Origin of the sequence: Sphingomonas pituitosa NBRC 102491 (genome assembly GCF_001598435.1) — a bacterium.
In the GTDB taxonomy this organism is placed as follows: domain Bacteria; phylum Pseudomonadota; class Alphaproteobacteria; order Sphingomonadales; family Sphingomonadaceae; genus Sphingomonas; species Sphingomonas pituitosa.
This window is the reverse complement of sequence record NZ_BCYY01000001.1, coordinates 120,050-143,812: the sequence shown is the minus strand read 5'-3', so window position 1 is coordinate 143,812 and position 23,763 is coordinate 120,050. Positions and strand designations below refer to the sequence as shown.

Genomic DNA, 23,763 nt, shown 5'->3' with positions numbered 1-23,763 from the left:
CGCGCCATGACCAACCGATTCGACAAGTCCAAGCTCCCCAGCCGCCACGTCTCCGTGGGGCCCGAGCGCGCGCCGCACCGCAGCTATTACTACGCCATGGGGATTCCCGAGGAGGATATCGCCAAGCCGTTCGTCGCCGTCGCCAGCGCCGGCAACGACAGCGCGCCGTGCAACACCACGCTCGATTTCCAGGCGGATGCCGCCCGCCAGGGCGTGATCGCCAATGGCGGCATGCCGCGCCGGTTCAACACCATCACGGTGACCGACGGCATCGCCATGGGCCACCAGGGGATGAAATCCTCCCTCGTCAGCCGCGAGGTGATCGCCGACTCGGTGGAGCTTAGCGTCCGCGGGCACTGCTATGACGCGCTGGTCGCGTTCGCCGGCTGCGACAAGTCGCTGCCCGGCATGATGATGGCGATGCTGCGCCTCAACATCCCGTCGATCTTCGTCTATGGCGGCTCGATCCTGCCGGGCCGCTTCGAGGACCGCGACGTCACCGTGGTCGACGTGTTCGAGGCAGTCGGCAAGTTCGCCGCCGGCAACTGCCCGCTCAAGGACCTGACCGCGCTCGAAAAGGTCGCATGCCCCGGGCACGGCGCCTGCGGCGGCCAGTTCACCGCCAACACGATGGCCTGCGTCGGAGAGGCGATGGGATTGTCGTTGCCGAACAGCAACATGGTTCCCGCTCCGTACAAGAGCCGTGAAGAGATCGCGATCGCGGCGGGCCACCAAGTGATGAACCTGCTGGAGATGAACCTGCGTCCGCGCGACATTGCCACGCGCGCCGCCTTCATCAATGCCGCCCGCGTGGTGGCGGCGACCGGCGGTTCGACCAACGCCGCGCTGCATCTGCCGGCAATGGCCAACGAAGCGGGGATCGACTTCGACCTGCATGACGTCGCCGAGGCTTTTAAATCAACGCCTTACATTGCTGACCTGAAACCGGGTGGGAAGTATGTCGCCAAGGACATGCACGCGGCAGGCGGCGTCTACATGCTGATGAAGACGATGCTGACCAACGGTCTGCTCGACGGCAGCTGCATGACCGTGACGGGCAAGACGCTGGGCGAGAATATCGACGAGGTCACCTGGAACCCGGACCAGAAGGTCATCTACGACGTGAAGACCCCGATCACGCCCACCGGCGGCGTCGTCGGCCTGCGCGGCTCGCTCGCGCCGGAGGGTGCGATCGTGAAGGTGGCGGGCATGCACCGGCTCCAGTTCGAGGGCCCGGCGCGCGTGTTCGATTGCGAGGAGGATGCCTTCCAGGCGGTCGAGAACCGCCAGATCAACGAGGGCGAGGTGATCATCATCCGGTACGAGGGTCCCAAGGGCGGACCGGGCATGCGCGAGATGCTGTCGACCACCGCGGCGCTCTACGGCCTGGGCATGGGCGAGAAGGTGGCGCTGATCACCGATGGCCGCTTCTCGGGCGGCACGCGCGGCTTCTGCATCGGCCATGTCGGCCCCGAAGCGGCCGAGGGCGGCCCGATCGCTTTGGTCGAGAATGGCGATACCATCCGTATCGACGCCGAAGCCGGCACGATCGACATCCTGGTCGAAGCCGACGTGCTGGCCGAGCGCCGCGCGCGGTGGCAGCCGCGGGTGAACGACTATCAGTCGGGCGCGCTCTATCGCTATGCGCAGAATGTCGGCCCGGCCTATCAGGGCGCGGTGACGCACCCGGGCGCCAAGGCCGAGCGCCATGTCTACGCGGATATCTAGTCTTGCCTTGATGCTTGGGGTGGCGGGCTGCGGTGCCGATCCGGCGTCGCAGCCCGCTGCGCAAGCGGGCGAGACGGTGTCGTGCGGGCCGGTGGGCGAGACGCTGCTGCCGGTCTGCACCGTCGAGCGCGAAGCGGGCGGCTTGTTGATCCTCCACCACCCCGACGGGGGCTTTCGCCGGCTGCAGCTGCAGGGCAACCTGATTTCCGCCGCCGATGGTGCCGAGGTGGCGACGGTTGCGCGCCGCGCGGCAGCGATCGAGGTGACGATCGGCGGGATGCGCTATCGACTCCCGGGAAAGCCCGGTACAGCGGGGCGATGATCCCGCCCGACGCCCCGATCCTTACTGCCGATGCGATGCGTGCCGCCGAGGAGGCTGCGTTCGCGCGCGGCATGTCCCAGGACGAAGCGATGGAGCGCGCCGGTGCCGCCGTCGCCCGTGAAGCGCTGCGCTTTGCCATGGGGCGCCCGGTGCTGGTGCTCGCAGGGCCCGGCAACAATGGCGGCGACGCCTATGTCGTTGCTCGATATTTGCAGGAAGCCGGGCTCGACGTGCTGGTTGCCGCGTCGGGATCGCCCAAGCCCGGCGCCGCCGAAAGGATGCACGCGCGCTGGGACGGGCCGACCACGTCGCTCTACGGCGCGCCGGTGCGGCCCGTGGTGATCGACGGGCTGTTCGGCATCGGCATCACCCGGCCGCTGGAGCGCAGCATCGCTGCCGTCCTTGCCGAACTGGTGCGCGGCGCCGACTTCACGCTCGCGATCGACCTGCTATCGGGCATGGATACCGACAGTGGTGCCGAACTCGGCGCGCCGCGCGGAGTGCATGCGACGGTGGCGCTCGGCGCGCTCAAGCCGGCGCATGTGCTGGACGACGGGCTGTCGCGCTGCGGCCATGTGCTGCTGGCTGATATCGGCATTCCCGTGGAATCCGGCTGGCGCACCGTCTGCAGGCCGAAACTGGCGACGCCGGGACCGCAGAGCCACAAGTACAGCCGGGGGCTCGTCGCCGTGGTCGAAGGCGCGATGCCCGGAGCGGGGCGGCTCGCGGCGCGCGCGGCAATGGCAAGCGGCGCAGGCTATGTGATGCTCGCCGGGCCTGAGCCGGCCGGGCCGGCGCCGGACGCGCTGGTCCGCCGGACGATCGACGATGCCGACGACCTTGCCGACTTCCTCGCCGGCGACCGGATCGATGCCGTGGTGCTCGGCCCCGGCCTGGGCCGTGATCGGCGGGCGGAGGCGTTCCTGCGCGTCGGGCTCGCTGCCGACAAGCCGATGGTGCTGGACGGCGATGCGCTGAGTCTGCTCGGCACCGGTGCCGCCGCAGCGCTGGCGGCGCGCGAGGCGCCGGTGTGGATCACCCCGCATGCCGGCGAGTTCGACCGGATGTTCGGCGGATCGGGCAGCAAGATCGATCGCACCCTCCAGGCCGCAGCGGCCAGCGGCGCAACGGTGATCCACAAGGGCGGAGACACGGTGATTGCGGGTCCGGACGGCAGCGTCCGCGTGCTTGCCGGCGCCTCTTCCTGGCTCTCGACGGCGGGGACCGGCGACGTGCTCGCCGGAGTGTTGGGGGCGCAGATCGGGCAGGGCGGCAGCGGCGTCGAACCCGCGGCGGCGGCAGTCTGGCTGCACGGGCGCGCGGCGCAGCTTGCGGGCCCGGCCTTTTTCGCCGATCAGCTCGTCGCTCAACTGGCGGAAGCGTGTTCGGAATGTCTGTGAGCGAAGTCGAAGTGGTGCGCGTCGCCGCGCGAGGCGATGGGGTTACCAGCGACGGCCGGCATTTCCCCCTCACCGCGCCGGGCGACTGGGTGGGCGAGAACGGCGCGATCCGCTTCGGCCCGCATCACCAGACGCCCCCCTGCCAGCACTTCCCGAGCTGCGGCGGCTGCCAGCTCCAGCACCTCGACGATGCGGCGTGGAGCCGCTTCCTCGGCGAACGCATCGGTACCGCGCTTGCCGCGCAAGGGCTCGACACGGAGATCCGCACGCCGTTGCTCTCGCCGCCGCACACGCGCCGCCGGGCCACGCTCCACGCCGAGCGGCGCGGCAAGCAGGTGCGGATCGGCTTTACCGAAGCGGGCAGCCACAAGCTGATCGACCTCACCGAATGCCATGTGCTGGCGCCCGAGTTGTTCGCGCTGCTGGCGCCGCTGCGCCGCCTGTTCGCGACGCTGTTGCCCGATGCGCGGCGGGTGAACGTCCACCTCGCGCTGAGCGACCAGGGTCGCGACGTGCTGGTCGAGGGCATCGATCCCGAGGGACTGGCGGCGGCGGAGGCGATCACGGCGTTCGCGCAGGCCGAGCGGCTGGCACGCTTCGCGATCGACGAGGGCTTCGGCCCGACCGCGCGCTGGGAGCCGGTGCCGGTCACGATCACGCTGGGCGGCGTTGCCGTACCGATGCCGAGCGGCAGCTTCCTCCAGGCCACGCCCGAGGGCGAGGCGGCACTGGTGGCGGCAGTGTGCGACATCGTCGGCGAGGCCCGGACCGTGGCGGATCTGTTCGCCGGCCTCGGCACCTTCACCTTCGCGCTGGACAAGGCGCGGGTCTATGCCGGCGAGGCGGCGCGCGACGCGATCCTGTCGCTCAAGGCGGCGGCCGGGGCGGCGGGGCGGCAAGTATTCGGCGATCACCGCGACCTTTTCCGGCGGCCGGTGACGAGCGCGGAGCTGGACCGGTTCGACGCCGTGGTGCTGGATCCGCCGCGGGCAGGGGCGCGCGAGCAGGTGGGCGAACTGGCAGCTTCCAAGGCGCCGATCATCGCCTATGTTTCCTGCAATCCCAGCACCTTCGCGCGCGATGCGGAGGTTTTGTGCAAGGGCGGCTATCGGCTCGACTGGGTCCAGCCGGTAGGGCAGTTCCGCTGGTCTACCCATGTCGAGCTGGCGGCGAAGTTCACGCGCTAGGATATTCTGCCCGAAGGAAAAACAGGCCGTCTGGTGGCGCGTTCAGGCCCAGCGTGGTTCGGTCCTGTGCCTCCAGCGCGTCGCGCACGTCCTCCGGCGCCCATTTGCCCTGGCCGACCAGCGACAGGCATCCGACCATCGATCGCACCTGATGGTGCAGGAACGAGCGCGCCGAGGCGAACACGCTGATCCGCTCACCCGTCTGCACCACGTCCAGCCGGTCGAGCGTGCGCACGGGGCTCTCCGCCTGGCAATGCGCCGAGCGGAAGGTGGTGAAGTCGTGGCGGCCGACCAGATAGGCCGCCGCCGCCTGCATCGCCGCTAGGTCGAGCGGCCCGGACAGGCGCCAGGCAAGCCCCTTTTCCCAGGTGAGAGGCGCGCGCCGCATTACGATCCGATATTCATAATGGCGGCTAAGGCACGAGAAACGCGCGTGCCAATCGTCTGGCACTTCTTCGCAGGCGAGGATCGCCACCGGGTGGGGGCGTACCCGCGCATTCAGCGCCTCCATCAGCCGGAACGGCGCGATCGGCTTGGCGATGTCGACATGCGCGCGCATGCCCAGCCCGTGCACGCCGGCATCGGTGCGGCCGGCGGCATGGACCACCACGTCCTCGCCAGTCACCGCATAGGCTGCGTCCTCGATCGCCTGCTGGACGCTGGGGCCGTGATCCTGCCGCTGCCAGCCCATGAAGGGGCGGCCGTCGAACTCCACCGTCAGGGCGAAGCGGGTCAAAGCTGCGTTCCCGCCGGGATCGGCAAGCCGCGCAACAGCTCGGCGACCGTCATCACGCCGCGGCCGGCGCGCTGGATCAGCGTCGGCCGGATCGCACCCTCGCCGCAATGGATCAGCAGGTCTTCACCCACGACGCCCGCCGGGCCGCTCGCGTCCACCAGATCGGCGGCGTGGATGCGGAAGCGTTCGCCGTTCAGCTCGAAGAACGCACCCGGCGCCGGGTTGAATGCCCGCACCGCGCGCTCGACCTCGACCGCGCTGCGGGTGAAATCCAGCCGCGCCTCGGCCTTGTCGATCTTCGACGCATAGGTGATGCCGTCCTCGGGCTGCGGCCGCGCCGGGTGCCCCTCGAAATCGGCGAGCACCGCCACCATCAGCCGTGCGCCCAGCGCGCTCAACTCGGCGCGGAGCTCGCCGGCGGTCTTGCGTTCGATCGGCGTACGGCCCTCCAGCCGCACCGGGCCGGTATCGAGCCCGGCCTCCATCTGCATGATGCCGACGCCGGTCTCCGCATCCCCGGCGAGGATCGCGCGCTCGATCGGCGCCGCGCCGCGCCAGCGCGGGAGCAGCGAGCCATGAACGTTGAGGCACCCCAGCCGCGGCGCCGCCAGCACCGCCCTGGGCAGGATCAGGCCGTACGCAGCGACCACCGCGACATCGGCATCGAGCGCCGCCAGCGCCGCCTGCTCCTCCGCGCCCTTGAGGCTGAGCGGCGTGCGCACCTCGATCCCCAGCGCCTCGGCGCGGGCGTGGACCGGGGAGGGGGTCAGTACCTTGCCGCGCCGGCCGCCGGGGCGGGGCGGCTGGCTGTAGGCGGTGACGATTTCGTGACCTTCTTCGACAAGCGCGTCGAGTACCGGCACGGCGAAATCGGGGGTTCCCATGAAGACGATGCGCATCATGCCCCCCTCAACCGCTTGGCAGGCGCGCATGCAAGCCCCTATGTCATGCAGATGGCGTCTCCCGAAATCGAAGCTTTGACCCAGGCCCTGTCGCGGCTGCCCGGTTTCGGGCCGCGATCGGCGCGGCGGGCGGTGCTGCACCTCCTGAAGAAGCGCGAGACGACGCTCGACCCGCTGCTCGCCGCCCTGAGCGCGGTCAGCCAGAAGCTCACGACGTGCCACATCTGCGGCAATGTCGACACGCACGACCCGTGCGCGATCTGCGCCGATCCGCGCCGCGACGACCGGTCGCTGTGCGTGGTGGAGGAAGTTGCCGACCTCTGGGCGCTCGACCGTGCGCGGCTGTTCCCCGGCCGCTTCCATGTGCTCGGCGGCAAGCTCTCCGCGCTCGACGGGGTGCGGCCCGAGGATTTGCGCATCGATGCGCTGGTCCGCCGCGTGAGCGCGGGCGGCATCGACGAGGTCGTCCTGGCGATGAACGCCACGCTCGAGGGCCAGACCACCGCGCACTATGTCTCGGAACGGCTGGAGTCCTTCCCGATCCGCGTCACCCAGCTCGCGCACGGCCTGCCGGTGGGGGGCGAGCTCGACTATCTTGACGAAGGCACGCTCGCCCAGGCGCTCCGTGCGCGCCGCCCGGTTGCTTGACGCCTTGGGGCCGCGCTCCTAAATTTGGGCGATGGCCATCCTTCCTATCGTCGAAGTACCCGATCCGCGTCTGCGTCTCGTCTCCACCCCTGTCGGAAACGTCGATGACGACGTTCGCGCGCTGATCGGCGACATGTTCGATACGATGTACGATGCCCCCGGCATCGGCCTCGCCGCCATCCAGGTTGGCGTGCCCAAGCGGCTGATCGTGATGGACCTGCAGGAGGAAGAGGATGAGGAGGGCAAGCCGATCCGGCACCCGCGCGTCTTCATCAACCCCGAGATCCACGAGCCCGCCGAGGACTATTCGGTCTATACCGAGGGCTGCCTGTCCGTCCCCGACCAGTTCGCCGATGTCGAGCGCCCCGCGCGCTGCCGCGTGACCTGGCTCGACGAGAAGGGCGAGGCCCATGACGAGGTCTTCGAGGGTCTGCTCGCCACCTGCATCCAGCACGAGATGGACCATCTGGAGGGCATCGTGTTCCTCGACCATCTCTCGCGGCTGAAGCGCGACATGCTGCTGAAGAAGCTCAACAAGGCGCGCAAGGCGGCCTGAGGGCGGCGCGCACTCCCTAATTGCCGTCATCCCGGCGAAAGCCGGGATCCATTCGCCACCACGTCGCGGCCGAAACCAAGACGGCGACCTCAATGGATTCCGGCTTTCGCCGGAATGACGATGGTTGGGGCGACGGACGTCCGCCACTTATCCACCGAACGCGCCCCAACCCGCGCCGAACCGACCGCTACCGCCCTTGCGGCGCCGTCCGCCGGGAGGTAAGTTCGCGTCCTGTTCCCGGGAGATGTGGTGTTGGATCCGTTCGTCGTTGGTTTCGTGATGGTGGCCCTGGTGGCGGGCGTGGTGGTCGGCTGGCTGATCGGTGCGCGCGGCACGAGCGAGGCGCGGGCGGAGAGCGCCCGGCGCGAGGCCGATTTCAAGGCTGCCATCACCGATCTCGCCATGGCCGAGGAACGCGTCGCCCAGCTCCCCCGGCTGCGCGAGGAAGCCGCGATGCTCCGCAACGAGCGCGACGCCGCGCGGATCGAGCTCGCCGAGCTCAAGGCCAAGGCGGGGTCGTTCGAGGAGCGGCTGACCGAATTCGTCAACGCGCGCGAGATGATGGCCGGTCAGTTCCGCGAATCCGCCGCCAAGATGCTCGACGAGACGCAGCGCGCCTTCCTCGAACGCGCCGAGGCGCGCTTCCACCAGGCGGGCGAGAAGAACGAGGAGCGGCTGCGCACGCTGCTGCTGCCGATCGACACCACGCTCAAGCGCTATGAGGAAGGGCTGCAGCGCGTCGAGAAGGACCGCCACGACAGCTATGGCCAGCTGCGCGAGGCGATCACCGCCGTCCATGCCAGCCTGGGCGAGACGCGCGACGAAACCTCCAAGCTGGTCAACGCACTCCGCGCCGCGCCCAAGACGCGCGGCCGCTGGGGCGAGCAGCAGTTCCGCAACCTGATCGAGATCGCCGGGCTGTCCGGCCATGTCGATTTCGCGTCCGAAGTCTCGGTGACCACCGAGGACGGCATGCTGCGGCCGGACTTCATCATCCGCCTGCCGGGCGACCAGCAGCTGATCGTCGACGTGAAGTGCGTGCTCGACGGCTATCTCCAGGCGGCCGAGGCGGTGACGGCGGAGGAGCGCGCCGCCGCGCTGAAATCCCATGCCAGGGCAATGGGCACCCATGCCGACGCGCTGTCGCGCAAGGCCTATTGGGCGCAGTTCGAAAAGGCGCCGGATTTCGTGATCATGTACATTCCGGGCGACAATTTCCTGTCCAGCGCGCTGGAAGTGGACATGGAGCTGTGGGAGCGCGCGGCGCGCAACCGGGTGATCATCGCCGGCCCCTCGGCCTTCCTGCCGCTCGCCCGCACCGTGGCGGCGATGTGGCGCCAGCAGAAGCTGACCGAGGATGCCCGCGAAGTCGGCAAGCTGGGCAAGGAACTGTACGAGCGGCTGGCGACGGCGGCGGGCCACCTCAAGCGCGTCGGCGGCGGGCTGAACAGCGCCGTGGAGAATTACAACAAGTTCGTCGCGAGCTTCGAAGGCCGGGTGATGGTCTCCGCGCGGCGCTTCCAGGCGCTCAACGTGGATACCGGCAACAGCGCGCTGGACGCGATCGACACGGTCGACGTGATCGCGCGGGCGCCGACGGCGGAACTGCCGGCGCCGGGTGAGGGCGAGGTGGAGGAAGCGGCTGCGGCGGAGTGACGGGGGCCGGAGGGCCGAAAGCCCTCCACCTTGCCGATCGCGATCGCTTCCATCCTCTTCACAGGCAGCCAAGCCCTGCGAGTGTCGTGCGGACGGCATCCGCCAAGGGAGTGTGCGGCTCGGTGCCGAGCGCGGCGACCAGACGGTCGTTCGTCAAGCGGAGCGGCACCTTCCACAGATAGCGCATCTCCATCAGTTCGCGCGCGGTGACCAGGAACGGGGCGGCCAGACGCAATTGCCACCAAGCGAGCGCGCGGATCGGGGTGGCGGGGGCGCCGAGTGCAACAGTGATCGCCTCGGCCATTTGGCGGCCATCCGGATCCCAATGCCCCTGCATATGGAAACGGGCGAAGTCCGGCAACGCAGGGCGTTCAAGCAGCCGGACCATGGTTTCGGCCACGTCGGGCAGATAAGCCCATTGGTGTCCGACGCCGGCGAGGCCCGGTTGGCGGACGATCGACGGGCGCTTTCCCGCTACGATCATGCCTTGCGAGAACCAGTTGTTCGCAGCGTTGGGGCCGAAATAATCGCCGGCGCGGACGATCAGCACCCGCGCGTCTCCGGCATCGGCGGCGGCGCGGAGCCGTCGTTCCATTTCGACGCGGATCGCGCCCTTGCGGGTCAAGGGCCGTTGCGGTGCCTCCTCGTCGATAGTCGGGAACGCATCCGGTCCGAAATTGTAGACGGTGCCGGGCAGGACGATGCGGGCACCCGTCGCCCGCGCAGCCGCGATCGTGTTCTCCAGCATCGGTAACACCAGCTTGTCCCAGTCGCGGTAGCCCGGCGGGTTGACGGCGTGGACGATCACATCGGCACCCTTGGCCGCGGCCGCCACCGCGTTCGGATCCATCGCATCGCCGGCGATCCGCTCGCATGCCCCGGCCAGCTTTGCGTCTGGCCTGCGGAGCAATGCCTTCACGTGCCAGCCCCTGGCTTCCAGGGTTTCCATCACGGCTCCGCCAATGCCGCCGGTAGCGCCCAGTATCAGGGCAGATCGATTGGTCATCCTGTGTCTCCATTCTCTAGCTTGCGTCGCACCGGAATGGCCCTTTGGAAGATCAACGAAAATTGCATAAAAGCGGATATTGTCTATACGAAAATAGATGAACTCGAACATCAGCTGGGACGTCTATCGAAGTTTCGCTGCCGTGCTGCGGGCAGGAACGCTGTCGGGTGCCGCGCGGCTGCTCGGCATGACGCAGCCGAGCATTGCGCGGCATATCGACGCGCTGGAGCGCTCGCTGGGGGAGGACCTGTTCGTGCGCTCGCAGCGGGGCTTGTCCCCAACCGAGCATGCCCTGGTTCTGCAACCGCATGCCGAAGCGCTGGTGGCTGCGTCGGCGGCGCTGGAACGGGGTGGGAGAGGCCGGCCGCACCAGGCCGAGGGTGTGGTCCGGATCAGCGCCAGCCAGACGGTGGGCGTGGTGCATCTACCGCCGATCCTGGCTGGCCTGCGCCAGGCGCATCCGGCGTTGGCTTTCGAACTGGCGCTTTCGGACCAGATCGACGACCTGCTGCAGCGTCGTGCCGACGTTGCGGTGCGGATGACTGAGCCGGTGCAGAAGGCGCTGGTGGCGAAGCGTGTGGGTTCGGTGCAGATCGGCTTCCACGCGCATCAGGCCTATCTGGCGCGGCGCGGCGTCCCGCGGTCGCTGCGCGATCTCGCCGCGCACGACGTGATCGGCTTCGATGTCGAGACGGCGTTCACCCGCGCGGCGATGCGGTCGCTGCCGGACCTGGATCGATCGATGTTCGCGCTGCGGGTGGACAATGATGCGGCCCAGTTCGAGGCGATGCGTGCGGGGTTCGGCATCGGAATTTGCCAGACGGTCGTTGCGCGTCGCGATCCGGCACTGATCCGGGTGTTGCCGGATGCGTTCGATCTGCAGCTGCCGATCTGGATCGTGATGCACGAGGATCTGCGCCGCAGCACCCGCTACCGGGTGGTGTTCGACGCCCTTGCGGAAGGGCTGAAGGGCGTCGCGGAAGCGGACGTTTAGCTCAGCTAGCCACCGCTCGCACCAGCACCAGCGTCGTCCCATCCCGCCCCGTCAGCAGCAGCCGCCCGCGATGGCTCTGGCGGACCGCCAGGCGCTGGTCGAGCAGCGCGAGCAGCGCCTTTTCCTGCCGCATCAGCGCCGCCGAGCAGGCGCGACGGGTGGTGATCACGCCGCCGGTGGTGAGGTAGCCGCGCTCAACCCGGTAGTTGCCGCCCAGCGCGTTGCAGCCGGTATAGCCGCTGATCCGCAGCCCCTCCAGCTTCAGCCGGGCGCGGCTGCCGGTCACCACCGGATGCCCGTCGATACCGGTCACGCGCCAGTCGCCCAGCAGCAGTTGTTCCTCGGCGTCGAGCGGCGGTGCCTCGGCGCGGGGCTGTTCCCGGGGCGGCAGCGGCTCGGGCGCTTGCGCCGCGGCGGGGAGGGCGGCGCCCAGCGCCCAGCCCAAGGCACAGGCCAGCGCGAGGGTCGCGGCGGCGCGGCGCGTCCGCTCAAGCATTCCGGAACTGGTTGCGTACTTCATAGGCCATCACCGCCGTTGCCACTGCCGCATTGAGGCTGTCTGCCTTGCCGAGCATGGGGATCTTTACCAGAAGATCGCAGGCGGCTTCCATATGCGGCGGCATGCCCTGCGCCTCGTTGCCGGTGAGCAGGAAGACGGGCGCGGCGTAGCGCGGGGCCTGATAGTCGTGGTCCGTATCGAGGCTGAGGCCGACGAGCTGGCCGGGGCCGGCGCGCAGCCAGGGCTCGAATTCCTCCCAGCGCGCGCGGGCGACGGGCACGGTGAACAAGGCGCCCATGCTCGCGCGCACCGCCTCGACCGAGAAGGGGTCGACGCAGTCGTCGAGCAGGATCAGCCCGCCGGCGCCCACCGCGTCGCCGGTGCGCAGGATGGTGCCGAGATTGCCGGGATCGCGCAGGCGCTCGGCGACCAGCCAGATCGGCGCGGTGCTGCGGTCGATGGCCGAAAGCTCCAGCGCGAATTCGGGATAGACGCCGACGACCGCGCCCGGATTGTCCTTGCCGGAGAGCTTGGAGAGGATGTCGGCATTGGTCTCGATCGCCTCGCCGCCTTGGCGCTCGGTGGCGGTGACGAGGGCGACGACCAGCGGGTGGCGGGCGGTTTCGGCGGTGTAGAAGAGGTATTCGGGGATCCGCCCGGCCTCGCGCGCTTCGGTGAGGATGCGCAGGCCCTCGGCGAGGAACAGCCCCTCTTCGCGGCGGTGGCGCTTGTCGCGCAGGTTGCGCATGCGCTTGATGAGGGGGTTGGAATAGGCGGTGATTTCGCGTGGCATGCCGGCGCTATAGGGCCGGATGGGGACGGGGGCTAGATTGGCCGCCTTGCTTAGCCCCTCCTCCTTGGAGGAGGGGTTGGGGGTGGAGGGATTCCAGAACGTCTGCTGGTCTCTGTGAGACACTGCCCCACCCCAACCCCTCCCCTGAAGGGGAGGGGCTTAAGAGAAGGGCGTCACTCCTCGTTGAACCGCGCCTCGACCAGCTCGACCAGCGCCTGCACCGCGCCCTCGGCACCGTCGCCTTCGGCCCAGATCGTGATCGTGTCGCCCTTGGCGGCGCCGAGCATCATCAGGTCGAGGATCGAGGTGCCGGCGGCGCTGTTGCCGTCCTTCTCGACGGTGAGTTCGCAGGGCTGGGTGCTGGCGAGCGTGACGAACGCCATGCTGGCGCGGGCATGGAGGCCGCGGCGGTTCTCGATCAGGACCTCGCGCGACACCCGGCTCATTGCGGCGGCCCCAGCATTTCCGACGCGACCGTCACGTACTTGCGGCCGGCGTCGCGCGCGGCGAGCACCGCGTCGGTGACGGACATGGTCTTGCGGGCGCTGCCCAGGCGGATCAGCATCGGCAGGCTGATGCCGGCGATCACCTCGACCTTGCCCGCCTTCATCAGCGAAATGGCGAGATTGGAGGGGGTGCCGCCGAACAGGTCGCTCAGCACGATCACGCCTTCGCCCGAATCGACCGCGCCGATGGCGGCGGCGATGTCGGCCCGGCGGCCTTCCATGTCGTCCTCGGGGCCGATGCAGATCGCGGCGACCTGCTCCTGCTTCCCCACCACATGTTCCATCGCGACGACGAACTCCTCGGCGAGTCGTCCGTGCGTCACGAGCACCAACCCGATCATTCTATTCTCCGCCCCTAGCCATGGACACCGGCGCCCCCTCCAGGGAGTCCTGTGGCGCGGTCTGCAAATCTCTGTGTGTCACCGTGGGCGAAAATCCTTCGTCGCGCAACCGGGCGGCCATCCGTTCGGCGACATGCACCGAGCGATGCCGTCCGCCGGTGCAGCCGAACGCGATCGTGACATAGGCCTTTCCCTCCGCCTGATAGCGGGGGAGGAGCAGCAGCAGCAGCGACTCGATCTGCGCCATCGCGGCAGCATAGGCCGGGTCGGCGGCGATATAGGCCGAGACGTCGGCATCGAGTCCCGTGCCGGGACGAAGCTGCGTGTCCCAGTGCGGATTGCGCAGGAAGCGCATGTCGAGGACGAGGTCGGCATCGCGCGGCAGCCCGCGGGAAAATCCGAACGAGGTGACGCTGAAGGTCGTCTTGCCGCCGTCCGCCGAGAAGATCTGGCGGATCGCCTGGGACAGCTGGTTCGACTTCATGTCGGTGGTGTCGATCAGCCGGTTGGCCCAGCGGCGCAGGGGGCCCAGCAGCTCGCGTTCACGGGCGATGCCGTCCTCGGCAGGGCGGTCCTGCGCGAGCGGGTGGCGGCGGCGCGTCTCGGAGAAGCGCCGGAGCAGTTCGGCGCCGCTGCATTCGAGGAACAGCGTGCCGACATCCAGTCCCTGCTCCTCGCGCAATTTCTTGATGCGCTGGACGATGCTCTCGGCGTCGAAGCCGCGCGTCTGGGTGCCGAGACCGAGCGCCAGCGGCCGCTCGTCGTCGCCGCCATCGGCGCCGGGGGCAGTATCGAGCAGGCGGTTGAGGAGGAGGAGGGGCAGGTTATCGACCACCTCCCAGCCGAGATCCTCGAGCGTGCGCAGCACGGTCGACTTGCCGGCGCCGGACATGCCGGTGACGAGCAGGATATGTTTGGGGCGACGCCGTTGCATGTTGTTCTCGCTTCGCGCGGTCGGGTCGACGGGGGCGGTCATGCGCGGGCCGCCAGCGGCAGCCGCACCACGAAGCGTGCGCCCTGCGATCGATCCTCCCGCGATTCCACCGTTATGCTTCCCTGATGGCCTTCGACGATGGTGCGGGCAATGGCAAGCCCGAGGCCCGAATGCTGGCCGAACGCCTCACTGGAGGGGCGCACCGAGTGGAAGCGCCGGAAGATCGCCTCGCGCGCCTCCTCGGGAACACCGGGGCCTTCGTCCTCGACCCAGATGGCGAGCGTGTCGTCCTCTTCCTCGGCCGAAATCGCGATCAGGCCGCCGGGGGGCGAGAAGGACAGGGCGTTCTCGATCAAATTCTCGAACACGCGCTCGAGCCGGGTGGGGTCGCCCATCACCTCCATCGATAGCCCGCGGGGGCGATCGAAGCGGAGACGGATCTCTTCCGGCACGCCGCGCGTCTCGCGTTGGCCGATCAGCGCGGCGATCAGCCCGCCCAGATCGAACGCCTCGAAGGTGGTGCGGCTGAGCTGCGCATCGATGCGCGAGGCCTCCGAAATATCGGTGATCAGCCGGTCGAGCCGGTGGACGTCGTCGCGGACGATGTCGAGCAGCTGGTCGCGCAAGGCCGGATCCTTGACGCTTGACAGCCCCTCGACGGCGGAGCGGAGCGAGGCGAGGGGGTTCTTGAGCTCATGGGTGACGTCGGCGGCGAAGGTCTCGGTCGCGTCGATGCGGGCGCGGAGTGCCCCGCTCATGTCCGACAGCGCACGGGCGAGCATGCCGATCTCGTCGCCGCGCTCGGGCAGGCGGGGCACCACCACTTCGCGGGCGCGGCCCAGCCGCACGCGGATCGCCGCAAGCGCCAGCCGCCGCAAGGGCCGCACGATGGTGCGGGCAAGAAACAGCGACAGCAGCACCGATACCAGCGAGACGATCGCGAGCACCACGCCGAGCCGATAGCGCTCGATCCGCACCGTCTGGGTGATGTCGCGCGCGTTGAACGCGGTCAGCACCACGCCCAGGCCGGTGATCGGCGCGGCGGCGGTGATCACGGGGGTACGATCGGGTGCGCGCCACACCGAAGCAGCGGCGGCGTGTGTCTCCAGCGCGGTCCGCACGTCGGGCCAGTCGAGCCCGGCATCGCGCGGGCGTTCGCGATACAGCGGGGCGCGATCGGCGCCGGCGACCTTGTCGATCACCGCATCGAGGAAGCGCGCGATCGTCTGGCCGACCGGATCCTTGTCCGGATCGCGCAGCACCAGGTTGCGCAGGCCGAGCTCGCGGCTGTCGCTCAGCAGCTTGCCCTGCGGGTCGTAGAGGCGGATGCGCGTGCCCATGTCGCGGGCAAGGCTCAGGACCAGCAGGTCGCGGCGCTTGTCGGTGGCCGAGGCGAGTGCCTGGGCGATCAGCCGCACCTCGCGGCTGGTCTGCTCGACGCGGCTGTCGACGATGCGGCTGCGATAGCTGTCCAAATAGAAGAACCCGCCGCACAGCAGCGCCAGCGCGAAGATGTTGACCGCGAGGATCCGCGGCGTGAGGCTGACCCGGCCCGACCATCGCAGCGCCAGGTCGCGCTCGTCATTCATCCGAAAAGCGGTATCCGGCGCCATACAGCGTCTCGATCGCGTCGAACTCCGGATCTACCTGCCGGAACTTGCGGCGGACGCGCTTGATGTGGCTGTCGATCGTGCGGTCGTCGACATAGATGTCGTCCTGGTACGCGGCGTCCATCAGCTGGTTGCGCGTCTTGACGATGCCGGGGCGCTGGGCGAGCGTCTCCAGGATCAGGAATTCGGTGACCGTCAGCGTGACGTTCACGCCGCCCCAGGTGACCTTGTGGCGGGCGGGGTCCATGCTGAGGCGGCCGCGCTCCAGCGCTTCGGCCGGCTCGGCCGGGGCGGCGCCTTCCACGACCGGCGCGGGCGTTTCGGTGCGGCGCAGGATGGCGCGGATGCGGGCGATCAGCAGGCGCTGCGAGAAGGGCTTGGCGATATAGTCGTCCGCGCCCATGGCGAGGCCCAGCGCCTCGTCGAGTTCATCGTCCTTGCTGGTGAGGAAGATCACCGGGATCTGGCTCTTCTCGCGCAGGCGGCGAAGCAGTTCCAGTCCGTCCATCTTGGGCATCTTGATGTCGAGCACGGCCAGCTCTGGCGGGTTCTCGATCAGCGCCTTCAGCGCGCTCTCGCCGTCCGAATAAACGCGGGTGAGAAAGCCTTCGGTTTGGAGGGCGATCGATACCGAGGTGAGGATGTTGCGGTCGTCGTCGACCAGCGCGATCGTGGCGGTCATCCGGCAACCCGGGGCTGGCGCAAAATCAGCATCACCACCCGTTAGACCAAAGTTTCTTCCGCCTCAACCGACCGACAACGCTTACCCGGATTGACCCCCTTCGCATCGCCATGCGAGGGAAGATCGGAAATAAAGTTGCGCGTCAAAGCAATCATCTGCTTTGTCATATAAATAGCGCGATAGACTTTGAGGAGGGTGTAGTGAGCATGCGTCAATCGCGCCATGGTCTGGGCGAGCAGGGGATTGCCACGTCGGCGACCCTGCACTGGAACCTGATTACCGCGCCGCTGGTCGAGCACGCGATCCGTCGTGGCGAGGGCAGCCTTGCCGCCGACGGACCGCTGGTGGTTGCTACCGGGAAACACACCGGCCGCTCCGCCAAGGACAAGTTCATCGTCCGTGACGCCGAGACCAATACCAGCGTGTGGTGGGGCAAGACCAACCAGGCGATGACGCCCGAGCATTTCGCTGCGCTCAAGGCCGATTTACTCGCCGAGCTGGGCAAGCGCGACGAACTGTTCGTGCAGGACCTGTACGGCGGCTCACAGCCTGAGCACCGCGTGCGGGTCCGCGTGATCAACGAGCTTGCCTGGCACAATCTGTTCATCCGCACGCTGCTGGTGCGGCCCGAGGCCGAGGCGCTGGCGGACTTCATCCCCGAATACACGATCATCGACCTGCCGAGCTTCCGCGCCGATCCCGCGCGCCACGGCACGCGCGGCGAGACGGTGATCGCGGTGAACTTCACCGACAAGCTCATCCTGATCGGCGGCACCGCCTATGCCGGCGAGATGAAGAAGAGCGTGTTCGGCCTGCTCAACTATCTGCTGCCGGAACAGGGCATCATGCCGATGCACTGCTCGGCCAATATCGGTCCGCAGGGCGATACCGCGATCTTCTTCGGCCTCTCGGGCACCGGCAAGACGACGCTCTCGGCCGACGCTTCCCGCACGCTGATCGGCGACGACGAGCATGGCTGGTCGGATACGGCGGTCTTCAACTTCGAAGGCGGCTGCTACGCCAAGATGATCCGCTTGTCCGCCGAAGCGGAGCCGGAGATCTTCGCCACCACCAGGCGCTTTGGCACGGTGCTGGAGAATGTTGTGATGGACCCGGTCACCCGCGCGCTCGACCTCGACGATGCGACCCTGGCGGAGAACAGCCGCGGCTCCTATCCGATCGATTTCATCCCCAATGCCTCGGTCGACAATCTCGGCCCGGTGCCGAAGAACATGATTTTCCTCACCGCCGATGCGTACGGCGTGCTGCCGCCGATCGCGCGGCTTACGCCCGAACAGGCGATGTACCATTTCCTCTCGGGCTATACCGCCCGCGTGGCGGGCACCGAGATCGGCGTGACCGAGCCCGAGGCGACCTTCTCGACCTGCTTCGGTGCGCCGTTCATGCCGCGGCATCCCTCGGTCTATGGCAATCTGCTCAAGAAGCGGATCGCCGAGGGCAATGTCGCCTGCTGGCTGGTCAACACCGGCTGGACCGGCGGCAAATACGGCGTCGGGCACCGTATGCCGATCAAGGCGACGCGGGCGCTGCTCAACGCGGCGCTCGACGGCAGCCTCAACCAGGCCGAGTTCCGGGTCGATCCGAATTTCGTCTTCGAAGTGCCCGTGGCGGTGCCGGGGGTCGACTCGGCCATTCTCGATCCGCGCGAGACCTGGCCGGACAAGGCGGACTATGACGCGACCGCCGAGAAGCTGGTCGACCAGTTCGTCGAGAACTTTGCGCAGTTCGAGGGCCATGTGGAGGCCGGCGTTCTCGCTGCGGCGCCCAAGGTACGGGCGATCGCCTGACCGAAGCGGCAGCCCTTCCGCCGCGATGCTTTCCCAGCGTCGCGGCGATCGTCCGGATCGGGGAGGGGCTGCTCGCCTGCACGCTGCCGCGTGAGGACTGGACGCACGAGGCGCATCTGGCGGCCTGCTGTTATCTTTTGAGCGCGCGGCCGGACGTGGATGTCGATGCGGAGATCGGCGGGATCATCCGGCGCTTCAACGCAAGCGTCGGCGGTATCAACGACGATCATCACGGCTATCACGAGACGATCACGCGCGCTTATGTCGCGGGCGTACGGTGGTATCTCGCGCAAGCGGCGGAAGAAGACCTGCTGGCGCGGGTGAACGGGCTACTGGAGTCGCCGATGGGGCGGCGCGACTGGCCGCTGCGCTTCTACAGCAGGGAGCGGCTCTTCTCGGTCGAGGCGCGGCGCGACTTTGTGGAACCGGATCTGGCGCCGTTGCCGTGAGCGCTCCGGCCCGACTGGCGGGACTGCAGCATACCCAAACCACCGTTATCCCCGCGAAGGCGGGGATGACGGTGGTTGTGTTGTTGGCGAGCGCGAACTCCCGCGAGCGTCCGCGTCGCAGCCCTGGTTCAGGCCTTGGTCGATGCCTCGACGTCGGGGTCGAGCATGCGGTGGAGGTGGACCACCACGTAGCGCATCTCGGCATCGTCGACGGTGCGCTGGGCGGCGGCGCGCCACGCCTTTTCGGCACTGGCATAATCGGGGAAGATGCCGACCACGTCGAGCTTGGAGGGATCGACGAAATCGAGGGTCGTCGGATCGGCCACGCGGCCGCCGAAGACCAGGTGAAGCTTGCTCATTGGGCCTCCTGGGGTGGGGATATGCTGCAGCCCTTACCGGCACTGCAGCATAGCACTCAACCCCTTATAGGCCGCTCAGCGCTTGGCGGTTGCGTCCTTGGCCGCGTCGATCACCGTGCCGAACAGCGCGGAGACGCGTTCCTTGGTCGCATCGCTGTTCGGGATCAGCGATTCGATCTGCTCGCGGCCGCTTTCCTTGGCGGCATGCACCGCAGCTGCGGCGCCGTCCGCCAGCTTGCGGCCGATCGGCTCCAGCGCCGCCTTTTCGCGGTCGAAGCGTGGCAGCAGCATGCCGATCAGCACGCCCACCGCGACGCCGCCGGCGAGCAGCAGCGCGGGGTTTTCGGTGAGGCGCGATCCGGTTTCGGTTTCGGTGCTCATGGCGTCATCCTTCTGTGCTGTCTGGTTTTTCCGAACCCTTGGTGGGTCCTTCGGTTTCGTCTTTGCCCTTGCGGAAGATGTCGACGATCCAGCCGCGGGCGAGCACCAGGCCGATGCCGCTCGTCACCGCCGCGGCGAGCCACGGGCGGGTGCGGACGGCCTCGGTGCCTTCGCGCGCGATGGTCGTGACGCTCTGCTTGGCATTCTCCATGGCTTCGTGCGCGATGTTGCGCGGCTTCAGCCGTTCCTGGACGGTGCCGACCGTCGCCATCAGCTTGTCGCGCGCCGCACGGGCGCGCGCCCGGGCGGCGTCGGGATCGCGGGGTACCGTCATGCTTGCGTTCCCATTGCCTTGCGGATGCCGCGCGCCGCCACCCAGCCGAGCAACGCCGCCACGACGAGGCTGATGCCCACGACGATCAGCGTCGCCCAGCCGGGCCCGACCAGCGTCGCCAGCGTCAGGATCGCGCCGACGATCAGCCCGATCGCCGCCGCCAGCGCGAGCGCGAGGGCGAGCACGGCGGCGATCGCCGCGCCCTTGACCTCGGCCACCTTGGCCGCGGCGACCGCCTTGAAATAGTCGACCTCTGCGCGGGCATAATCCTTGGCGTCCTCGGTGAGCTGGCCGATCAGCTCACCGATGCCGGCGTCTTCCATTCGGGGGGCGTCCATGCCCTGTGCCGTCCGTCCTTAGCTCTGGGTCGTGCCGGGCGATGCCGACGGGCCGGTGCCGAAGCCGACCGGCTCGACCTTGAGATCGTCGGTCGACGGCGTGTTGCCGCTGGCGCCCGTGGTACCGGTGGTGTCGGTGCCGGCCGCCTCGATGCCCGACTTGATCACCCGCGCCAGCACGAAGCCGAGCGCGGCCGCCGTGCCGACGGCGATCGCCGGGCTCTTCTTCACGAACTCGGTCGCTTCCCCGAGCAGTTCGTTCACTTCCTTGCCGCGCAGCGACTCCGCGAAGCCCGCGATGCCGTCCGCCGCGCTGCGGGCGTACTGGCCGTACTGCTCGCCCAGCTTGGAATCGACATCGCCGGCCGCGGTGCGCATCATCTCGGCCACTTCGTCGAGCGCGCTGGTCGCGCGTTCCTTGCCGGTGCCGGCGAAGCCCAGGATATGCTCCTTGGCCTGATCGGCGTATTTGGACGCTTCCTCGCGAATCGTGTCGGAGGCGTTGCGGGTGAAGCTGCCGCCTTCCGCACCGCTGCCGCTCTCCGTCCCGCCGCTTGCCGCGCCGGTCGAACCCATGTTCCCCGCCAGCGGATCGCCGGCGATGCTCGTCGTTTCGTCTGCCATGATCAAAAAGCCTCCATGCCTGGTCGAAACAACCACGGCCCCGTTTGCGAGTTCCCTAAGGAACGGCTAGAGGCACCGCGCGCCTCATTCCTGACATGTTACGGAGACCATCACGTGACCGCAATCATCGACGTCCACGCCCGCCAAATTCTTGACAGCCGTGGCAACCCCACGGTGGAAGTGGACGTCCTGCTGGACGATGGCAGCTTCGGCCGCGCCGCCGTGCCCTCGGGCGCCTCCACCGGTGCCCATGAGGCCGTGGAAAAGCGCGACGGCGACAAGTCGCGCTGGATGGGCAAGGGCGTCGAAGGCGCCGTCGATGCGGTGAACGGAGAGATTGCCGAGGCGGTTCTCGGCCTCGACGCCGAAGATCAGGCCGATCTCGACCGGACCATGATCGAGCTGGACGGCACCGCCAACAAGGGCCGCCTGGGCGCCAACGCGATCCTCGGCGTCAGCCTCGCCGCCGCCAAGGCCGCGGCCGATGCGCGCGGCCTGCCGCTCTATCGCTATGTCGGCGGCGTCAACGCCCACGTCCTGCCGGTGCCGATGATGAACATCATCAACGGCGGCGAGCATGCCGACAATCCGATCGATTTCCAGGAATTCATGATCGTGCCGGTCGGCGCCGAGAACATCGTCGAGGCGGTGCGCTGCGGTTCGGAAATCTTCCACACGCTGAAGAAGAAGCTGCACGAAAAGGGCCTGGCGACCGGCGTGGGCGACGAGGGCGGCTTCGCGCCGAACATCGCCTCGACCACCGAAGCGCTCGATTTCATCATGAGCAGCATCGAAGCCGCCGGCTACACGCCCGGCGACGACGTGATGCTCGCGCTCGACTGCGCCGCCACCGAATATTTCAAGGACGGCGTGTACAAGATGGTGGGTGAGGGCAAGACGCTCTCCTCGGCCGAGAACGCCGCGTTCCTGGCGGACCTCGCCGCGCGCTACCCGATCTTCTCGATCGAGGACGGCATGGCCGAGGACGACTGGGAAGGCTGGAAGGCGCTGACCGACCTGCTCGGCAACAAGGTGCAGCTGGTCGGCGACGATCTGTTCGTCACCAACCCCGAGCGTCTGCTGCGCGGCATCGAGGGCGGCTATGCCAACTCGCTGCTCGTCAAGGTCAACCAGATCGGCACGCTGACCGAGACGCTGGAGGCCGTCAGCCTCGCCCAGCGTTCGTCCTACACCGCGGTGATGTCGCACCGTTCGGGCGAGACCGAGGACGCGACGATCGCCGATCTCGCGGTCGCCACCAACTGCGGCCAGATCAAGACCGGCAGCCTCGCGCGCTCGGACCGGCTCGCCAAGTACAACCAGCTGATCCGCATCGAGGAAGAGCTGGGCGACGCGGCGATCTATGCCGGCCGTTCGGTGCTGCGCCGCGCCTGACCCTAGGTAGGAACCGCAAGCTTGCTAAGAGCCGATCGATCAGCGAAAAACACGGGCATGAAGCGCGCTTCGCCCATGTCCACGCTGCTGCGCCGCGCGGGGCTTCCCGCCGCGGCGCTGATCGCCATCGGCTTCTTCGCCTATAACGCGGTTCTGGGGCCCAACGGGATCGTCGCCGCCAAGGAAGTGCAGCACGAACTTGCCGCCAAGCAGCGCGACTATGCGCTGCTCGACAAGAAGCGTGCCGAGCTCAAGAATCGAGTCGACCTGCTCGATCCGCGGCACGGCGCCGATCCCGACATGGTCGACGAGCTTGCCCGCAAGCAGCTCAACGTCGTCCGCCCCGACGAAGTGATCATCCCGCTCGACAAGAAGTGAGGGCCATGGCGGCACCTGTTGCCAGCCGCGGCCGAGCGTCTTAGGGCGGATGAACGCGGTTCCTGGACCGCGCGTTGGTTGCAAGCTTTGCGAAAACGCGCGTATAGGCACCCGCCTTTCCCCTCCCCGGATGAGGAATATCTGATCGTGGCCAAAGCACCGGCACGCAACGCACCGACCCCACCCGCCGTACCGAATCGCGAGCGGCCCAGCGAACCGGAACGGTTCAAGGCGTCGAAGGAACAGCTGCTCGAATTCTATCGCCAGATGCTGCTGATCCGCCGCTTCGAAGAGAAGGCGGGCCAGCTCTACGGCCTCGGCTTCATCGGCGGCTTCTGCCACCTCTACATCGGCCAGGAAGCCGTTGCGGTGGGCCTGCAGTCGGCGCTGGACGGCGAGAAGGACTCGGTGATCACCGGCTATCGCGACCATGGCCACATGCTCGCCTATGGTATCGATCCCAAGGTGATCATGGCCGAGCTGACCGGCCGCGGCGCGGGTATCTCGCGCGGCAAGGGCGGCTCGATGCACATGTTCTCGACCGAGAAGAAGTTCTACGGCGGCCACGGCATCGTCGGCGCGCAGGTCTCGCTCGGCACGGGCCTCGCCTTCGCGCACAAGTATAACGAGGATGGCGGCGTCGCCATGGCCTATTTCGGCGACGGCGCCGCGAACCAGGGCCAGGTGTACGAATCGTTCAACATGGCCGAGCTGTGGAAGCTCCCGATCATCTACGTGATCGAGAACAACCAGTACGCCATGGGCACCAGCGTCAACCGCTCCTCGGCCGAAGACCAGCTGTACAAGCGCGGCGAGAGCTTCCGCATCCCCGGCATCCAGGTCGACGGCATGGACGTGCTCGCCTGCCGCGGTGCCGCTGAGGAAGCGCTCGCCTGGGTGCGCGCCGGCAAGGGCCCGATCATCCTCGAGATGAAGACCTATCGCTATCGCGGCCACTCGATGTCCGATCCGGCCAAGTATCGCAGCCGCGAGGAAGTCCAGTCGGTCCGCGACAAGTCCGATCCGATCGAGGCGGTGAAGCGCGAGCTCGAGACGATGGGCGTCACCGAAGAGCAGCTGAAGCCGCTCGAGGCCGAGATCCGCAAGATCGTGAACGAATCGGCGGACTTCGCCGAACAGACGCCGGAGCCCGATCCGGCCGAACTCTATACCGACGTGCTGGTGGAGACCTACTGA

28 protein-coding genes are annotated in these 23,763 nt (G+C 68.2%); 13 read left to right on the top strand and 15 right to left on the bottom strand.

The annotated features are described in order from the left end of the window. Nucleotides 1-6 precede the first annotated feature (6 nt). Genes ilvD through SPI01S_RS00670 form a run of 4 tightly spaced genes read left to right on the top strand, consistent with a single transcriptional unit; the run spans nucleotide 7 to nucleotide 4,637 of the window. Nucleotides 7-1,728: a dihydroxy-acid dehydratase gene (gene ilvD / locus SPI01S_RS00685; protein ID WP_066716631.1), complete on the top strand. Its 1,722-nt coding sequence runs from the start codon at nucleotides 7-9 to the stop codon at nucleotides 1,726-1,728. A gap of 10 nt (nucleotides 1,729-1,738) precedes the next feature. Then, on the top strand, nucleotides 1,739-2,050 hold the full coding sequence (locus tag SPI01S_RS00680; protein WP_066716629.1) for a hypothetical protein: 312 nt from the start codon (nucleotides 1,739-1,741) through the stop codon (nucleotides 2,048-2,050). After that, the gene (locus SPI01S_RS00675; protein ID WP_066716627.1) at nucleotides 2,047-3,450 is read left to right on the top strand and encodes a bifunctional ADP-dependent NAD(P)H-hydrate dehydratase/NAD(P)H-hydrate epimerase; all 1,404 of its coding nucleotides are present in this window, start codon (nucleotides 2,047-2,049) and stop codon (nucleotides 3,448-3,450) included. Before SPI01S_RS00680 ends, SPI01S_RS00675 begins: the two co-directional genes overlap by 4 nt. Then, nucleotides 3,447-4,637: a class I SAM-dependent RNA methyltransferase gene (locus tag SPI01S_RS00670; protein WP_174539054.1), complete on the top strand. Its 1,191-nt coding sequence runs from the start codon at nucleotides 3,447-3,449 to the stop codon at nucleotides 4,635-4,637. The genes SPI01S_RS00675 and SPI01S_RS00670 overlap by 4 nt, the downstream gene beginning before the upstream one ends. On the opposite strand, the gene truA is transcribed toward SPI01S_RS00670, so the two are convergent. Both truA and fmt read right to left on the bottom strand, forming a co-directional pair. Then, nucleotides 4,627-5,373, bottom strand: coding sequence for a tRNA pseudouridine(38-40) synthase TruA (gene truA, locus SPI01S_RS00665; RefSeq protein ID WP_066716623.1), 747 nt, complete (start codon nucleotides 5,371-5,373; stop codon nucleotides 4,627-4,629). The genes SPI01S_RS00670 and truA overlap by 11 nt on opposite strands. Further along, on the bottom strand, nucleotides 5,370-6,272 hold the full coding sequence (gene fmt, locus SPI01S_RS00660) for a methionyl-tRNA formyltransferase (protein WP_066717593.1): 903 nt from the start codon (nucleotides 6,270-6,272) through the stop codon (nucleotides 5,370-5,372). Before fmt ends, truA begins: the two co-directional genes overlap by 4 nt. Nucleotides 6,273-6,326: 54 nt before the next feature. On the opposite strand from fmt, the gene recR reads away from it, so the two are divergent. From recR to SPI01S_RS00645, 3 genes are all read left to right on the top strand, one after another. Then, nucleotides 6,327-6,923, top strand: a complete 597-nt coding sequence (gene recR, locus SPI01S_RS00655; RefSeq protein ID WP_066717590.1) for a recombination mediator RecR — start codon at nucleotides 6,327-6,329, stop codon at nucleotides 6,921-6,923. Nucleotides 6,924-6,954: 31 nt separating this feature from the next. Continuing rightward, nucleotides 6,955-7,479, top strand: coding sequence for a peptide deformylase (def, locus tag SPI01S_RS00650; protein ID WP_066716621.1), 525 nt, complete (start codon nucleotides 6,955-6,957; stop codon nucleotides 7,477-7,479). Between the two features lie 252 nt (nucleotides 7,480-7,731). Continuing rightward, on the top strand, nucleotides 7,732-9,135 hold the full coding sequence (locus SPI01S_RS00645; protein ID WP_174539059.1) for a DNA recombination protein RmuC: 1,404 nt from the start codon (nucleotides 7,732-7,734) through the stop codon (nucleotides 9,133-9,135). Nucleotides 9,136-9,193: 58 nt separating this feature from the next. On the opposite strand, the gene SPI01S_RS00640 is transcribed toward SPI01S_RS00645, so the two are convergent. After that, the gene (locus tag SPI01S_RS00640) at nucleotides 9,194-10,252 is read right to left on the bottom strand and encodes an NAD-dependent epimerase/dehydratase family protein (RefSeq protein ID WP_245653413.1); all 1,059 of its coding nucleotides are present in this window, start codon (nucleotides 10,250-10,252) and stop codon (nucleotides 9,194-9,196) included. On the opposite strand from SPI01S_RS00640, the gene SPI01S_RS00635 reads away from it, so the two are divergent. Continuing rightward, nucleotides 10,239-11,135: a LysR family transcriptional regulator gene (locus SPI01S_RS00635; protein ID WP_066716617.1), complete on the top strand. Its 897-nt coding sequence runs from the start codon at nucleotides 10,239-10,241 to the stop codon at nucleotides 11,133-11,135. The genes SPI01S_RS00640 and SPI01S_RS00635 overlap by 14 nt on opposite strands. A 1-nt stretch (nucleotide 11,136) precedes the next feature. Here SPI01S_RS00635 and SPI01S_RS00630 read toward each other — a convergent pair whose 3' ends face one another. The 7 genes from SPI01S_RS00630 to SPI01S_RS00600 form a co-directional block, all read right to left on the bottom strand. Continuing rightward, complete coding sequence (locus SPI01S_RS00630) at nucleotides 11,137-11,631, bottom strand: META domain-containing protein (RefSeq protein ID WP_245653412.1); 495 nt, start codon at nucleotides 11,629-11,631, stop codon at nucleotides 11,137-11,139. After that, nucleotides 11,624-12,427 (bottom strand): TrmH family RNA methyltransferase, encoded by an 804-nt coding sequence (locus SPI01S_RS00625; RefSeq protein ID WP_066716613.1) that lies wholly within the window; start codon nucleotides 12,425-12,427, stop codon nucleotides 11,624-11,626. Before SPI01S_RS00625 ends, SPI01S_RS00630 begins: the two co-directional genes overlap by 8 nt. Nucleotides 12,428-12,600: 173 nt before the next feature. Beyond that, the gene (locus SPI01S_RS00620; RefSeq protein WP_064312097.1) at nucleotides 12,601-12,873 is read right to left on the bottom strand and encodes an HPr family phosphocarrier protein; all 273 of its coding nucleotides are present in this window, start codon (nucleotides 12,871-12,873) and stop codon (nucleotides 12,601-12,603) included. Beyond that, nucleotides 12,870-13,274: a PTS sugar transporter subunit IIA gene (locus SPI01S_RS00615; protein WP_010544989.1), complete on the bottom strand. Its 405-nt coding sequence runs from the start codon at nucleotides 13,272-13,274 to the stop codon at nucleotides 12,870-12,872. The genes SPI01S_RS00620 and SPI01S_RS00615 overlap by 4 nt, the downstream gene beginning before the upstream one ends. Nucleotide 13,275: 1 nt before the next feature. After that, the gene (gene rapZ, locus SPI01S_RS00610) at nucleotides 13,276-14,208 is read right to left on the bottom strand and encodes an RNase adapter RapZ (RefSeq protein ID WP_066717581.1); all 933 of its coding nucleotides are present in this window, start codon (nucleotides 14,206-14,208) and stop codon (nucleotides 13,276-13,278) included. 38 nt (nucleotides 14,209-14,246) lie between these two features. Continuing rightward, nucleotides 14,247-15,821, bottom strand: coding sequence for a sensor histidine kinase (locus tag SPI01S_RS00605; protein WP_066716610.1), 1,575 nt, complete (start codon nucleotides 15,819-15,821; stop codon nucleotides 14,247-14,249). Further along, nucleotides 15,790-16,500, bottom strand: coding sequence for a response regulator transcription factor (locus SPI01S_RS00600; RefSeq protein ID WP_066716607.1), 711 nt, complete (start codon nucleotides 16,498-16,500; stop codon nucleotides 15,790-15,792). The genes SPI01S_RS00605 and SPI01S_RS00600 overlap by 32 nt, the downstream gene beginning before the upstream one ends. Before the next feature lie 206 nt (nucleotides 16,501-16,706). Between SPI01S_RS00600 and SPI01S_RS00595 the strand changes: the two genes are divergently transcribed. Both SPI01S_RS00595 and SPI01S_RS00590 read left to right on the top strand, forming a co-directional pair. Further along, nucleotides 16,707-18,308, top strand: coding sequence for a phosphoenolpyruvate carboxykinase (locus tag SPI01S_RS00595; protein WP_066716604.1), 1,602 nt, complete (start codon nucleotides 16,707-16,709; stop codon nucleotides 18,306-18,308). Between the two features lie 137 nt (nucleotides 18,309-18,445). Next, nucleotides 18,446-18,757 (top strand): hypothetical protein, encoded by a 312-nt coding sequence (locus tag SPI01S_RS00590; RefSeq protein WP_306305011.1) that lies wholly within the window; start codon nucleotides 18,446-18,448, stop codon nucleotides 18,755-18,757. A 128-nt stretch (nucleotides 18,758-18,885) separates the two neighbouring features. Here the strand turns inward: SPI01S_RS00590 and SPI01S_RS00585 are convergent, their stop codons facing one another. From SPI01S_RS00585 to SPI01S_RS00565, 5 genes are all read right to left on the bottom strand, one after another. Then, a complete protein-coding gene (locus tag SPI01S_RS00585; RefSeq protein ID WP_066716599.1) occupies nucleotides 18,886-19,116 on the bottom strand; it encodes a DUF4170 domain-containing protein in 231 nt (76 codons plus the stop codon). Nucleotides 19,117-19,191: 75 nt separating this feature from the next. Beyond that, nucleotides 19,192-19,497 (bottom strand): hypothetical protein, encoded by a 306-nt coding sequence (locus tag SPI01S_RS00580; protein ID WP_066716597.1) that lies wholly within the window; start codon nucleotides 19,495-19,497, stop codon nucleotides 19,192-19,194. A 4-nt stretch (nucleotides 19,498-19,501) separates the two neighbouring features. Then, nucleotides 19,502-19,831 (bottom strand): DUF3618 domain-containing protein, encoded by a 330-nt coding sequence (locus tag SPI01S_RS00575; protein WP_066716594.1) that lies wholly within the window; start codon nucleotides 19,829-19,831, stop codon nucleotides 19,502-19,504. Then, nucleotides 19,828-20,169, bottom strand: a complete 342-nt coding sequence (locus tag SPI01S_RS00570) for a phage holin family protein (RefSeq protein ID WP_066716590.1) — start codon at nucleotides 20,167-20,169, stop codon at nucleotides 19,828-19,830. Before SPI01S_RS00570 ends, SPI01S_RS00575 begins: the two co-directional genes overlap by 4 nt. Nucleotides 20,170-20,187: 18 nt before the next feature. After that, nucleotides 20,188-20,793, bottom strand: a complete 606-nt coding sequence (locus SPI01S_RS00565; protein ID WP_066716587.1) for a hypothetical protein — start codon at nucleotides 20,791-20,793, stop codon at nucleotides 20,188-20,190. A gap of 114 nt (nucleotides 20,794-20,907) precedes the next feature. Between SPI01S_RS00565 and eno the strand changes: the two genes are divergently transcribed. The 3 genes from eno to pdhA all read left to right on the top strand — a co-directional run bounded on the left by eno (nucleotide 20,908) and on the right by pdhA (nucleotide 23,763). After that, entirely contained in the window at nucleotides 20,908-22,188 is a 1,281-nt protein-coding gene (gene eno / locus SPI01S_RS00560) for a phosphopyruvate hydratase (RefSeq protein WP_066716585.1), read from the top strand. A gap of 75 nt (nucleotides 22,189-22,263) precedes the next feature. Then, nucleotides 22,264-22,566: an FtsB family cell division protein gene (locus SPI01S_RS00555; RefSeq protein ID WP_066717578.1), complete on the top strand. Its 303-nt coding sequence runs from the start codon at nucleotides 22,264-22,266 to the stop codon at nucleotides 22,564-22,566. Nucleotides 22,567-22,713: 147 nt separating this feature from the next. Next, nucleotides 22,714-23,763: a pyruvate dehydrogenase (acetyl-transferring) E1 component subunit alpha gene (pdhA, locus tag SPI01S_RS00550; protein WP_019367919.1), complete on the top strand. Its 1,050-nt coding sequence runs from the start codon at nucleotides 22,714-22,716 to the stop codon at nucleotides 23,761-23,763.